Source organism: Geobacillus sp. JS12 (assembly GCF_001592395.1).
Classification (GTDB): Bacteria; Bacillota; Bacilli; order Bacillales; family Anoxybacillaceae; genus Geobacillus; species Geobacillus zalihae.
This window is the reverse complement of record NZ_CP014749.1, coordinates 26,652-39,438: the sequence shown is the minus strand read 5'-3', so window position 1 is coordinate 39,438 and position 12,787 is coordinate 26,652. Positions and strand designations below refer to the sequence as shown.

At 43.5% G+C, this 12,787-nt stretch carries 14 protein-coding genes; 3 read left to right on the top strand and 11 right to left on the bottom strand.

The genetic code is table 11. The annotated features are described in order from the left end of the window. Positions 1 to 10 precede the first annotated feature (10 nt). Genes A0V43_RS00295 through A0V43_RS00280 form a run of 4 tightly spaced genes read right to left on the bottom strand, consistent with a single transcriptional unit; the run spans position 11 to position 2,348 of the window. Complete coding sequence (locus A0V43_RS00295; protein WP_206501573.1) at positions 11 to 580, bottom strand: hypothetical protein; 570 nt, start codon at positions 578 to 580, stop codon at positions 11 to 13. Positions 581 to 597: 17 nt separating this feature from the next. After that, positions 598 to 855, bottom strand: coding sequence for a hypothetical protein (locus A0V43_RS00290; RefSeq protein ID WP_206501572.1), 258 nt, complete (start codon positions 853 to 855; stop codon positions 598 to 600). Continuing rightward, entirely contained in the window at positions 833 to 2,014 is a 1,182-nt protein-coding gene (locus A0V43_RS00285; RefSeq protein WP_063192088.1) for an FtsK/SpoIIIE domain-containing protein, read from the bottom strand. Before A0V43_RS00285 ends, A0V43_RS00290 begins: the two co-directional genes overlap by 23 nt. Position 2,015: 1 nt before the next feature. Further along, positions 2,016 to 2,348 carry a hypothetical protein gene (locus A0V43_RS00280; RefSeq protein WP_063192087.1) on the bottom strand — a complete coding sequence of 111 codons (333 nt, stop codon included), beginning with the start codon at positions 2,346 to 2,348 and terminating at the stop codon, positions 2,016 to 2,018. A 381-nt stretch (positions 2,349 to 2,729) separates the two neighbouring features. Between A0V43_RS00280 and A0V43_RS00275 the strand changes: the two genes are divergently transcribed. The 3 genes from A0V43_RS00275 (at position 2,730) to A0V43_RS00265 (ending at position 4,637) form a co-directional block, all read left to right on the top strand. Next, positions 2,730 to 2,936, top strand: coding sequence for a helix-turn-helix transcriptional regulator (locus tag A0V43_RS00275; protein WP_063192086.1), 207 nt, complete (start codon positions 2,730 to 2,732; stop codon positions 2,934 to 2,936). A gap of 130 nt (positions 2,937 to 3,066) precedes the next feature. Beyond that, positions 3,067 to 3,879 carry a hypothetical protein gene (locus A0V43_RS00270; RefSeq protein ID WP_063192085.1) on the top strand — a complete coding sequence of 271 codons (813 nt, stop codon included), beginning with the start codon at positions 3,067 to 3,069 and terminating at the stop codon, positions 3,877 to 3,879. 35 nt (positions 3,880 to 3,914) lie between these two features. Continuing rightward, positions 3,915 to 4,637: a hypothetical protein gene (locus tag A0V43_RS00265; protein WP_063192084.1), complete on the top strand. Its 723-nt coding sequence runs from the start codon at positions 3,915 to 3,917 to the stop codon at positions 4,635 to 4,637. Positions 4,638 to 4,717: 80 nt separating this feature from the next. Here the strand turns inward: A0V43_RS00265 and A0V43_RS00260 are convergent, their stop codons facing one another. The 7 genes from A0V43_RS00260 to A0V43_RS00235 all read right to left on the bottom strand — a co-directional run bounded on the left by A0V43_RS00260 (position 4,718) and on the right by A0V43_RS00235 (position 12,779). After that, positions 4,718 to 5,422, bottom strand: coding sequence for an N-acetylmuramoyl-L-alanine amidase (locus tag A0V43_RS00260; RefSeq protein ID WP_063192083.1), 705 nt, complete (start codon positions 5,420 to 5,422; stop codon positions 4,718 to 4,720). Continuing rightward, on the bottom strand, positions 5,415 to 5,834 hold the full coding sequence (locus tag A0V43_RS00255) for a phage holin family protein (RefSeq protein ID WP_063192082.1): 420 nt from the start codon (positions 5,832 to 5,834) through the stop codon (positions 5,415 to 5,417). Before A0V43_RS00255 ends, A0V43_RS00260 begins: the two co-directional genes overlap by 8 nt. A gap of 10 nt (positions 5,835 to 5,844) precedes the next feature. After that, positions 5,845 to 6,549, bottom strand: coding sequence for a hypothetical protein (locus tag A0V43_RS19930; RefSeq protein ID WP_206501571.1), 705 nt, complete (start codon positions 6,547 to 6,549; stop codon positions 5,845 to 5,847). A gap of 227 nt (positions 6,550 to 6,776) precedes the next feature. After that, complete coding sequence (locus tag A0V43_RS19925) at positions 6,777 to 7,247, bottom strand: hypothetical protein (RefSeq protein ID WP_206501570.1); 471 nt, start codon at positions 7,245 to 7,247, stop codon at positions 6,777 to 6,779. Between the two features lie 10 nt (positions 7,248 to 7,257). Beyond that, positions 7,258 to 8,946, bottom strand: coding sequence for a phage tail protein (locus A0V43_RS00245; protein ID WP_063192081.1), 1,689 nt, complete (start codon positions 8,944 to 8,946; stop codon positions 7,258 to 7,260). Between the two features lie 9 nt (positions 8,947 to 8,955). Next, a complete protein-coding gene (locus tag A0V43_RS00240) occupies positions 8,956 to 9,687 on the bottom strand; it encodes a distal tail protein Dit (RefSeq protein ID WP_063192080.1) in 732 nt (243 codons plus the stop codon). Next, the gene (locus tag A0V43_RS00235; RefSeq protein WP_063192079.1) at positions 9,687 to 12,779 is read right to left on the bottom strand and encodes a phage tail tape measure protein; all 3,093 of its coding nucleotides are present in this window, start codon (positions 12,777 to 12,779) and stop codon (positions 9,687 to 9,689) included. Before A0V43_RS00235 ends, A0V43_RS00240 begins: the two co-directional genes overlap by 1 nt. Positions 12,780 to 12,787: the final 8 nt, after the last annotated feature.

Genomic DNA, 12,787 nt, shown 5'->3' with positions numbered 1-12,787 from the left:
TTTCCCCTCCTCATTGATCCCGGAGTTTCAATCGCGCACCAGCAACCTTTATGTCAGAGTAGGACGACTGCGACTGTTGAGGCTGTTTCAATGACCGCAAGAACCCCAGAAACGACGGCGCCTGGAATACCCGGAAAGGATATGGCCGATCAAGAGCATACCTTGTGTCTGACAGTATGAGAATGTACGGGAATACTACTTTTCCTGCCGGCTGCCAAGATTCTTCGGCGATCAGCCCGCTTTCGTATAGTGCGATATACCGGCTTAGTTTTTCCTCGATCATTTTTTCAGTGTAAAAAGTACGTTGGCACTCGAGGAAAAACGGCGTCCGCTGATAGATAAAAAACGCGTCGGGTTCAGCCAGCCCTTTTCGATATTTCGGCTCGACGATAAACTGTTCCACCGGTCCAATTGAAATGATCTCTTTATACACCTTGACAATTTCGAGGTAGTGCGGGATTTTTTGCGAGTTCTTTTGGCTCTTCACCACAAAGTGTACTTGACAAAGAAAGACGATTATGATAGAGAAAATCAAAACAGCATTTTTCCTTTTTATACCACACATCTCTTTGAGCAACATTGCTATCATGTTTGTCTTTAAAAGTCAAGTGCATCTTTTGGTGATGAACCGTTCTTTTTGATGTTGCTGTCAGCGCAAAAATACACGTACGGAACAAATGCCGTGGATCGCTGTATATGCCCGTCGCGAACCAGCCGCAATAGGACATTATTGGCGCTTTCTTGTGGCCGTTTCAATCCTCGAAAATGGATATCGGCGATGTCGTCTCGGCTCATCACCCGAAACCGTTGCAAATCGGCGATGATCGCTTTATCACGTTTGGTTAGAGCCATCATCTAACACCCCTAAAATCATTTCTTCACTGACATGATCCTGAGGGTCAGTCATATCCAAACCAGCTTGCAATACATTCCCACGGTCTGCCACCTTGTATGCCGCGAGAATCTTCTTCGCTCGTTCCATAGACAAAAACGGCGCCTGTATCTCCGTCAATCCTTCCCTTTTCAGCAGGAAACGGCCTCGCTGTTCAATGCTGATTTTTTCCGCTCCAGGTGTGCCAATAATTTTCGCATTCGATAGATCGGCCGCACGGAAGCCCATCCGCACCGTTAAATTGGCCCGTATTTTTGTATCCAGTATGTCGTGACTCGGCCGCTGCATGGATAAAATCACAATCATATTGAGCGCTCGGCCGATTGCTACAAGCTGAACCAACGTGTCCATGATATCTTTTTCGTCTTTCACAACGACTAGCTCATCGATACAGATGAGAATGATAGGGGGGCGTTCCGACTCTGGTAAATCATTTATGTGAGCCACTTCCTTCTCATTAAGAAGCTGACTGCGCCGATTCATTTCGATCTGAATAAGCGATAGCATCTTTTTTAATTGCCCCGGCGTCGTGCAAACTGCCATCACTTGCCGGCAGCGTTTGAAAATATGAAACTCTGACATCTTCAAATCAGCGCAGTAAATATGGAGTTTACTATCATCGTAGTATTGAATAAGTGTTGTGAGGATTGAACGCAGCTGCGTTGACTTCCCGCTTCCGCTCTCGCCAGCGATCAGCAAATGCGGCTCTTGGATCGCATCATAGGCGATATACTGTCCATATCGATCCATTCCACAAATAATCGGAAGCGCTAACCCCTCGAGATGCGGTTTGATCTTTTCAAAGCTATAGGAAAGCTCATTGGGTAACCCTCGATGATAAATGGTCAGCGTAAATCTTTTATAATCTCCCCCCAATTGAACATGCTGACCGAACACTTGTTGAAACACATATTCTTTTTTCAAAACCTCTTTTGGATCCATGCCACTAATGAGAGTAAACACATACTCAATCCGATCGATATCATTTATTACACTGTGAATCTTCGGAAACACTTTTAGCTCCCGCTCGCCACTCCGATAGGTCACATACAACCCGGCCGCCTGAAATGCCTTTCGTAACTGAGACTTCGCTCGTTGTTTTTGCAGCCATTCTTTTATCACATCACAGCCCTCCCAGGTTAAAAAATAACCACAACACCGCCCCGTAAACGACTACCGGAAATACAATGCGGCCGCAACCGACGACCTTTTCAGCTAAGTCGGTCGCCCCCATCATGACTAGCCCTCGCTCCAAAAATGCCGCCAGCGTAATGGATCCGACTCCCGTCATCAGCAAGGCAAAATCGGGATCTTGAACAGGAAATAAATGATGCGGAGTAATGACCGGGAACAATGCCGAGACAACTTCATCTGCCTTTGTCTGTTTTCCAGCCATCTGTTTCCCAGCCATGAATTCTCGAAACGGGATGATTTCTGTCTGACGTTTGAAAAACACTGCCTCTCACCTCCTGTGTTTGTGGTTTTCTCCCCCCATCGCGCTCCCCCTTCTTTCCGCCTCGTCGCTTCACTCCTTAACACGCGCTGGCTTCCTTGTCGCATAAATCTTTCTGCCTGTAACAAGTGCGCTAGAGAAAAAGTGTAGGAAAAGTGTTCGGAACGAACGTGCAACACTTTCAGAATCATGTTGCGAGAGTGGTGCTAGGACGTCTAATACAGTGTAGGGGCAGTTTTGCTACTGTGGGGCTTTCGTGTTATTAGCCTATGTGCCGGAGTTTGTCCGTTTATCTTGTCCATCAAAAAAAATTCTGATATAGCTTATCCTTTGTAGAAGGATCGGAACGGTCTTACGGCGAAATGAAAAATCGGAGGGGATTCGATGACCGGATATAAATGTATGTTAAAGGTGATCCTAGCCCAAGAGGGCATTAAACACGGGGAATTCGCTAAGAGGATCAATATTAGCCCTGGAACGCTAAGCGCCATCGTTAATGATAAGCAGCTACCATCGTTCGATGTGGCCTATGCAATCTGTGCGGAACTGAAGAGACCGCTTGAGGAGATATGGATAAAAAAAGGGCTTTAAAGGCGACAAGTTTCAGCCCATAAACGGAATTTTTATGATCATTTTGCTTGTTTTAAGCTTATTCATAATTGTTTAATATGAATTAGGTATTTGATCATCAATTATTTATTAAGAAATGCGGTGATTTGCAGTGGATATAAAAAAATGGGTAGCCCACAATAAATGGTTTATTTTGGTGATCATCTATCTTATAGCTCTGTGTATACAAATATATAAAAACGGGTGGGGAGTGCTTTTTACTTCTTCTGGGATAGGTCTATCCATAGCCCTATGTGCAACTATTTATAATAATTCCAGATCCGTTAAGAAGTTTTTTAGGAAAATTAAGTACTTTTTAGGGTTTGGAATGTTTAAATGGGAAGCAAACGCTGTATTCACTGTGCGAAAAGACAGGTTACCTTCTCTAACTTCTCAAGAAAGCGAGCTCGAAAAGATAGCCAGAAAAGCTTTGGAAAACAATGGATTAGACTCAAAACAGCCAGATGCAGTTCAGCCTTCGTTTGATAAGTTAAAAAATTTGAAACTATTTCTAAAGAAATATGTCATGTATCTCAACGTTACACTTACGGATGCCGACTTTGTTGACGATGATGGGAATGACCTTGTATATGTTAACATTAAAACCGATGCATCATTGCGATTTAAAGATAACAACAAAGCCATTAACGGAATATTGTTAGATTTTTATTTCTTTTTCGAGCAACACTATAAACCGATTGAGCAAAAATATTCCTTTAAGATCGAGCCAGAAGACATGCCGAGAAACTTCTTAATAAAACAATTTATTAATGAATTTACACAAGACGAAGTGGATGGATTCTCAATAAAGGTCAAAAACCCAAGGGCTAATGAGGAGGTTAACGAAAAATACTTGAGTTTAACCACTAACCGTCGAGAGGAATTAAATGGCTCGATAAGAAATATGTTATTAAGACTATCTTGAATCATAAACCATAAACCAAAGGAGATGTAGTTTAAATGCCGCAATCAATAAAGCTATATAAAATCGAAAAATATCCCAATGAATTTCCTGTGCATTCTGCAGAGGTAAATCCTGGGTATACTCAAAATACATTCAGAACAACTGTAAAGTATCTCGGAAAAAGTGAATATACACGAATCGACTTGGAAAAAGTACAAATTATTCACGAGATTGCTGATAAATTCGAAGGGAAAGGAATTTTAGAAGACGGATCAATTCACGAGCTAGTAGCAATCTCTAAAGAGGAACAGTTCCCTTGTTTCATAAAAAATCGAGAGTTTTTGTATACATCAGGGAAAAGGATTATCTCTGAACAGGCCTTAAAACGATTGCGACGGCATAATAAACCAGATAATCATTTAATCGCCAAGAGCGTCAAGATTGATCTTGTTGCATTTAAAGAATACCTTGAACAATCCAGGGAAGGTGACATAAAAGGTGGCTGGTTTAGAGGTATGCAAATTGAAAATGTTCAAGTTGCTTATTTAGGTGGAGGCTCTGTAACTGAAAGTGATGATTGGGAGCGATATGAAACAAGTGGCGGAACAATTTCTGCTTTGAGAATCGATATTCCCGTAACAGGCGAAGAAGAAGATGCAATAAAAACATTGCTAACTAGAGACGGAAATTTAGTCATATATAAAAACTACGGAGAAAATGAAATGCTCCGCATTGCCATGCCTATATTTGAAGCTGCTGAACAATTTATCGAACAATAACCCCTTGCTAGGTCTGCAAGGGGTTATTATAATTTATCAAGTTTATCAACCCAAATAAAAAAACTGCTACACATCGGGGATCAATCTGTAATAAACACCGGATGCCCTTTTTTCTTCAATTCTTCCGCCAGCCGCTCGGCGTTCTCGCGATCAGTAAACGCCCCGACTTGCACGCGATAGAGTTTTCCGTCAGACGATTTTTGTTGAGGTTGAGGTTGCGACGGTGTTGGTTTTGATTTTTGCGGCAACCCCAAGAATTTTGCGATGCCACGTGCGTGCGCTTCACCTACTGCTTTGAGAAACGCCTCGTTTTTTAATAGCTTGGCGTCGTTTGAATCAATGAACAAGTTTTCTGTCAACACGGCAGGCATTCTTGTTTCTCGAAGTACTGCATAGTTCGCTCGCTTTTTTCCACGGTCTGTAATAGCTTCGAATCCCCGCATTGCGGATAAAATTTCACCATGCAGCACGTTTTGCAATGCAATTGACTGTGGTGATGCGTTAGGATGGACATAGCTTTCAAACCCTGTGCCCTTGCCAGCATTGATATGCACGCTGACAAATACGTCCGCGCCCCATGCGTTTGCCATGTCGGCGCGTTGGGACAACGTCAGTGTTTGGTCTCCTGTACGAGTGACACGTTGTTCAAAGCCTGTGTAGTTAGCTTCGAGATAAACCATGGCATATTCTACGATTTTATGAGTCAAGTTTTTCTCCTGTAGTCCATTTGCCACCGCGCCAGGATCATCGCCGCCATGCCCTTTATCCCAGTAGATTTTAGACATTTTTCCCTTCTCCTTTCTCGCTTCTCCCTTTCAACACTTCCACTGCCTGCTTGATTTGTTCTGGCACAGGAAGTCCAATTCGTCCGGCATTTTCAATGATCGAAAGTAGCTCATTCGCTAAATAAAAAAAGATCGTTGCGTCTCGGAACAGTCCATTTGTTCCAACCGCACGATCAATGAGATGGCCGACTGCAACTAGCGCGAAAATCATGACTTTTTTCGGAATGCGCTTGAAACCAACTGCGCTTCGCAGATTCCCTTCGCGACTGGCAGCTAGTACACCTGTCACATAGTCAAGAATCACAAACGCAAGCAAAATACCGAGCAGTTCTGACCATCCGCCGAAAAGATACCCGACAACAGCCCCAACCGCAGCCGCGGCGGTTTTATAAATGACATCGAATCGTTCCATGTGCATCCTCCTATACAAACATAAAATCATAGGTCACTTTCATCGTGTTTGTACTCGTCTTTGTTACCGGTGTCGGGAGAAGGTTTCGTGCTCCCAGCGAGCCTAGCTCGGCCATATAAAATGAATATTCATCACGCAAGAAATACTCTCCATCTTTCACAGCTATTCCGGGATAGGATGACGGCGAGCTCGGCTGTGAAATTGCATATGACAGCCTGTTCATCGATAAATCATAAATAAACATACCATTGCTTGTCCGAACAGCAATTTCGTTTTTCTGCTGGTTATGTGCCATTCCATATGCAACAACGCTTGTATCGAAAATATTTTTTGCTTCAATGATATTAAAATTGCTATCGTATTTTGCCCATCGCAACGGGTATTGTCCATTTGCTTGTGTGGCTGATTGTCCTAATACATAGAAATATGCTCCTACTCTTTCTATTGCGTACAAATACTGGAATCCAGAAAGTGTGATGGTGCTTTTTGTTCCATCTGACTTTTTGATTTTATAGATTGTATTATAACTCCCTTTATTCGCCATCACGTAATAGATAAAATCTGCGTCATAAGTCATATCATAAGCGACATCATAAACTGACAAAAAGTTTGTATCCCAAACGCGTCCAAGTGTAAAAGTTGCATTTTTTCCGTTCGTCCCCGGTGTAACCAGTACCTCAACTATTTTTTTCGCTCCACTTCCGATTGATTCCATCGTCCAAAAACTAGAACCGTCAAAACAGAGACCACCTCTACAATCGGAGTTATTCGCTATCCCGTTATTCCCTTTTAACGCTACATACCATCCGTAATTTTTCTGGTAGTATCGCTGACTTGATATTGACGAGGTACTTCCTATGTCTGAATACCACACTACCGACGAAAATGTCCCATTCGCCGCTTGTGTAGAAAAATCGAAAACAAAATGGGCAATCCCTTTATCTACGTAGCTCTCGGTCGCGTTAATTGTCCCGCGCTTTGTATCTGTACCGACATACTCATTTTTGAAGGCATAGCCGACGATATCCCCATCACAACACGCTCATTTTGTGGATTTTCAGGTCTGGAATCTGTCGTGAGGGCGATCGTGTCGAATGGTAAGTTTTTACTTGTGACAGGTCTCATATCCGATTCAGAAAAAGATTTTCCGCTAGTAGACCATGCTCCAATTTTTGAGTATTCAACCATCAAAATATACTCAAGATAATCTTTCATATTAATCGAAATAAAGTTTTCTGCCGTGACTTCTTCAACTTTTTTCCCGAATCGTTTCTCATCGAAAAGTTCAACTTTTGTAAAACCGCGAATCGGAATGGAACTGACTTTATGTTTCAACATTTCAATAACTTCACCAGTCACGAAATTTTCTTTTCTCGCGAGCGAGTGATATGCTCGTTCGACATCAAATTCCAACGCCTTCACCTCATTTCAATGTGATTTGTACTGTACTTGACACCGCTGGAAACGGACGAATTTGTTCATGTTTCCGCCATCGCGATATAGACTCAACGATATTCGCAGATACAGGAACAACGACTTGTGTGCTGACAATTTGACCGTTAACAACCGATTGGAAACGGCTTGTGTATGGTGAAATTGCGGTTTTCCATTGAATTTCTTCCGTCACATTCGCACGCGGCAAGCGATCAGAAATACCACCAAGTAAATTTGCTGCATACACAAACACTTGTAGCCCGCGTGGGTCAATTGTCAGCGTTCCTGTGTTTGTTTTCATTTGCACATCCAAAAAAGCCGAGCCGGGAGGCATTTGTAATATTAGAAACGGAACGCCGATTGTCACAAATCCAGCTTGGCATGTTTGCTTGATTGTATTAAATGTCGGTTTCCCGCCGTACATAAATGATATTTCAACGGTCATCGTCGTCGATGCTTGTCCGATAAGCGATAGCCCTACTTGTGCGTTTGCTGAACTAAAGTTCGTAATAACAAGCGAAAGAGCTGTTTGCACGGATGTACCTATCGAGAGTGTTTTTTCATTCGTTCCAACAATGAAGGAAGGCTGTGACAACGAAACATCAGATGAAGTGAGTTGATCTTGTTCCTGTGTATGAATGCCTGGGATAATATACGACAACTCCACTTCATTTCGATACGGTTCATCGGGAAAACGCCGCATACGAACAATACGTGTCTGAACGTTGATTCCAAGTTCATCATCGAAAACATTCACGTAGTCACCAACAGAAAACTCATATTGTGAATTTCCTGTCAATGCAGATAAGTCGATGACTTTACACTGATACGAAATCACCGGCCGCGACAATACTTTCAGTTTTTCTTGTGCCGCACGCATGAGGTCTCCAGCAAGCAAGAAACGCTCATCTTCCCACACATACTCTTTGCGATACTTTTGTTTTGCCTCAATCAACGGGATTCCCAAGCTAGTATACCAAGAGTAATCTTCGACATACGGTTTGTTGTCGTTCACGCTTTCAATAGACAGCCCATTCTTGCCGTATGGATAGAGGACTGTCGCTTCCGGTGCACGAATCGTCCGCTTGATTTCCTTCAAGTTTTTTCGATATCGGAATCCGTAGCCGCGATTCGTTCCAATCTGTTTAACAAGGTTAATCTCTTTTTTCACCGTATCAAATTGAATTTCATGCCCTGTGATTTTCGCCCATTGCCGAATCGCCCAGAGCGCCGACTTCCTCTTTTCACTCATCGAGTGCTGTGTTTCTTGTGACGACAGCGCCTCTACACGCCCAACTACCCAACCCGTGCGAGCAACGATCTGTTCAAGCCCAGCTTTCGGCGTCTTGCGGTCAATGGTAATCTCAATTAGAAACGTATCGAGCAATTTCACGAAATACGATGGACAGACAACATCGAAAATCGGTTTTCCATTTGCATCGCGTCCATCGTTCATTTCGGCAATAAAAAAGCGCTTGCCCATGTAGATGATTTCCATGTCGTTCATCATCACTCGGGCAAGACGATCATCACGAGGAAGTGAGAACGTGAGCACTTCTGCGTCATTTAGTGTCTCTTCATGTTCAATGTTGTACGCATTTTTCAGAACACCGAGTGGCTTGCCAGTAAGGTCATATAGCACCATCTGGTGTTCGATTTTTCTTGAAAAGCTCAACATTCTCACCTCCTACAAGAATCGTTCGCGCCATTCCACCGATACGTTTAGCGTATTCTGCGCCTCGACGGTCATTACATTTGTGCCCGGCTGCAAAGACAAAAACGTGCCCGTCGTTTTGTCTAAAATATTGGTATCGTTCAATAAAACGGTCATTTCGTCACAATCGATTGTCAGTACATCGCTTGATTGGAGGGTATTTGAAATAGTTAGTTTGTCGCCCCCGAGCGTCAAAGACAAGGAATTTGTATTAGCGTTCGATATTTTTATTATCGGAAACACGTCATATGTTCCGTTATTAGCGAGAGTGATTTGTTTGTCGCTTGAAGTGATTTGCTTAGACACGCTCTTCTTATTGACGCTATATGCGAATGGCTCCGCTTGAAACGCCACCTTCACAAGCGATATCCCTTGCAAATGCTCAACGTCCACTTGTCCTGCCACCTTCGCCATATAATACACATCCGGCGACGTGTCAAAAATAAGTTGCTTTCGTTCTCGCGTATAGAGCCATTGTGCCACTTCACGTAGTTTAGCGATTCGTTCAGATCGCACACAACGAACACCGAGCATGCATTCAATTCGCTTATCTTCCAACCATCCCGGAAAGAGTATATTCCCATCGCGTCCGGGCACAGACTCGTAGGTATCTTTCATATTTGACACAAGTGGCATTTTTAAATCTGTGACAAGAATGTCCATTTCCCTTGAGTGTTTTCCATTGAAAGAAAACCCCTTAGACATTACCTCATCCCCCTTGCTTTACGGGAGAATTGGGATATCGAGTATAACTCGCGCGAAATGCGATATATATCCTCGTCGTTTCTAACGACCATGTTTTCGATAATGATTGTCGGTCCTCCGCTCGAAGCGCCTGACATAACGTTACCGACCACATTCGTTTCAACAACATGCTGAATCGCCGCTGGCTTTATGTTCGGTAGCGCGATGTTTCCGATTTGTTGACCGGCTTTTGCTACTCGTTTTGCCATATCAACAACGCTATTCTCAGCGAGCTTTGCATCGTCAGTAATACCGATCGCTAAACCTTGTGACAAATATCCGCCATATTCCGCAAACAAACGGCTCGGACTGCGAATGCCGAAAAAGTCTTTAATTTTATTGGTTAGTCCAGAAAGCATCGACTTAACCTTTTCCCATAGCCAATCTGCCATGTTGCTCATACCGTTCCATATGCCACGAAGCAAGTCTTTCCCGATTTCTACAAAGCTACTTGCCCAACTTCTCGCGGTGTTTTTGATACCTTCCCATATATTGATTAACGTATCTCTTACACCGCCAAAGATGTTGAAAATAGCACTTCTTAAACTGTTGAATGTGCTTTGTACAGCAGAAGATAAACTGCTAACGATATTGTTAACGCTCGTTTTGACACCATTCCACACATTCGATAAAAATGACGCGATTGCATTAAAAATAGTCGTTGCCGTTGCTTTTAGTCCATCCCAAACGGCGATAACAGTTGTCTTAATTGCGTTCCAAACAGTCGCAAAGATTGTTTTGTATATGTTGAGTACAGTCGTAAAGTACACTTTTATTCCTTCAAAGATAGCTGTAGCCGCTGTTTTTAGTCCTTCCCAAACCGTTGTGACTACCGTTTTAATTCCTTCCCATATGGTTGTAAAAATCGTTTTATAAATATTAAAGATCGTTGTAAAATACGTTTTTAACCCATCCCAGACCGCCACAGCTACTGCTTTTATTCCTTCCCACGTTGCCGATAGAAACGCTTTGATTTCATCCCAGTTTTTATACAGCACAACACCGATAGCTACTAATCCAGCAATTGCTCCGATCGCAACCCCGACCGGACCGGTAATAACAGCTATCGCGCTTGAAAAGACCCCTGCCATTCCACCAGCACTAGCAAGCACGCTTGCCAACGCCCCAAACCCTTGCATGGCGGTTCCTACAATCGACAATACCACACCGATTGTTGCGACAACTCCGAGTAGCACAGCTGAAATAGCAGCTCCGATTGCTATGAATTGTTTCATTCCTTCTGGGAGGCTATTAAAAGCATTAAATAAGCCTTGTAATGCCTCTGCAACTACCCGAATAGCTGGCGCTAATGCGTCCCCGATAGAAATTTGTGCCGTTTCGATAGCGCCACCTAATTCCTCAAGCGCACCTTTTAAATTGTTTTTCATTTTTTCCGCCGCTTCTTTCGATGCCCCACTTGAGTTTTGAAGGGATTTCGTCAAGGAGTCTAATTTTTGTGGTCCAGCTTCAATGACCGTGAGCATTCCACTAGCTGCTTCCGTTCCGAAAATAGTAGAAAGCGCCGCAAGTTTTTGCGCATTACTCATATTTTTGGTTTTCTCAGATAGTTGACCGATAATGTCGCCGAAAGGTAGCATACGACCCTGAGAATCCGTCACTTGGATACCTAATGAAGCTAACGCCTCTCGCGCTTCTTTTGGTGGATCAGATAATCGAATGAGGGCTCCACGCAGTGTTGTACCAGCCTGTTCGCCACGGATACCGTTATTCGCCATAATTTCTGTAGCCGCTGCAAGTTCTTCAAGTGAAATTCCTAATGTTTTTGCGATTGGGGCAGCATACTTGAACGTGTACTGCATATCTTGCACACCAGCTGCAGAATCATTTGCCGCTTGTGCTAAAACATCTGCTACTCTTGCCGCCTCTCCTGCTTCAAGGCCGAATGCATTGAGTGCTGATGATACTGTGTCAGCAACTAAAGCCATATCTTCTCCCGACGCCTCTGCCGCTGCGATAATCCCTGGCATGGCCGCCAGAATCTGATTCGTGTTGTATCCCATTGCGGCCATAATTTCCATTCCCTGTGCGACTTCGGTTGCCGACTTGGAAGTCGTCGCACCAAGATCAAGCGCCGATTGTTTTAGCTTTTCTAGTTCTGCTGGCGTTGCATTTGCGACTGCACCAACCCTTGAAAGTTGCGCTTCAAAATCTGCTGACTTTTTCATTGCTGCACCAAGCGCTCCGCCAATCGCTGCGCTTGCTACACCGAATGAGGCAGCAATTTGCGCTCCAGACGATTGAAGGTTATTTCCGACGTCTTGCAAGCGCTGGCCGGTTTCGTTCAATTTTGTTTGGAGTTGTCCCCAAGCTGTTGCTTGTTGTTGAATCGTTTGGTTTAGTTGCCGTAGCTGCGCCTCGGTTTCTTTCATTTCTGCTGTCGCTTTGTTATAAGCGATTAACAGTTCATTCGTTTCCTTCGCATCCGCTCCTTTTGCCTTTACGCTCTCATCATATAATTGCTTTAATTCTGATACTTTCGTTTTCTGCAATTCCAGTGTTTGCGCCAAACTATTTGTTTTCGTACGCAATTGTTCAGACGTTGAGCCAAAATTTTCGATACCTGCTGTTGCAGCACGAAATTCAGAATCAATCACTTTCAACTGCTGGTCAATTTTTTGCAAACTTTGCGTTACTGCTTGCTCTAACTTGTTAAAGCCGTCTGATTGCTTTTCAATCTCTTTATTTGTTTGTTGTAACTGTGCCTCTGTCTTTTTCATTTCTGCGACAGCTTTGTTGTAGGCAATAAGCAATTTCTCGGTTTCGGCTGCGTCTTTTCCTTTCGTTTGGGCACTTTCTTCATATCTGCGCTTTAACTCAGCGACTTTCGCCTCATGTAACTGTAGCTTCTGTGTGAGGGAATCCGCCTTAATTTGCAATCCTTCTAAACTATTTTCAAAATCCTTCACACCGCCAGTAGCCGCTTTAAACTCAGCATCAACGAGCCGTAATTTACGATTGACTGCTTCAATGCTCGCCGTGAAGTTCGCACTGTCTAAACCAAGCGACACTCGCAACGTACCAACTTCCGCCATCGTTTCAC

Excerpts from the sequence above, each read along its gene's own strand:
- A0V43_RS00255 (WP_063192082.1), bottom strand. The coding sequence starts at position 5,834 with ATGGAACGATTCGATGTCATTTATAAAACCGCCGCGGCTGCGGTTGGG.
- A0V43_RS00290 (WP_206501572.1), bottom strand. The coding sequence starts at position 855 with ATGATGGCTCTAACCAAACGTGATAAAGCGATCATCGCCGATTTGCAA.
- A0V43_RS00240 (WP_063192080.1), bottom strand. The coding sequence starts at position 9,687 with ATGTCTAAGGGGTTTTCTTTCAATGGAAAACACTCAAGGGAAATGGAC.
- A0V43_RS00260 (WP_063192083.1), bottom strand. The coding sequence starts at position 5,422 with ATGTCTAAAATCTACTGGGATAAAGGGCATGGCGGCGATGATCCTGGC.
- A0V43_RS00295 (WP_206501573.1), bottom strand. The coding sequence starts at position 580 with ATGTTGCTCAAAGAGATGTGTGGTATAAAAAGGAAAAATGCTGTTTTG.
- A0V43_RS00265 (WP_063192084.1), top strand. The coding sequence starts at position 3,915 with ATGCCGCAATCAATAAAGCTATATAAAATCGAAAAATATCCCAATGAA.
- A0V43_RS19930 (WP_206501571.1), bottom strand. The coding sequence starts at position 6,549 with ATGGAATCAATCGGAAGTGGAGCGAAAAAAATAGTTGAGGTACTGGTT.
- A0V43_RS00235 (WP_063192079.1), bottom strand. The coding sequence starts at position 12,779 with ATGGCGGAAGTTGGTACGTTGCGAGTGTCGCTTGGTTTAGACAGTGCG.
- A0V43_RS00275 (WP_063192086.1), top strand. The coding sequence starts at position 2,730 with ATGACCGGATATAAATGTATGTTAAAGGTGATCCTAGCCCAAGAGGGC.
- A0V43_RS00245 (WP_063192081.1), bottom strand. The coding sequence starts at position 8,946 with ATGTTGAGCTTTTCAAGAAAAATCGAACACCAGATGGTGCTATATGAC.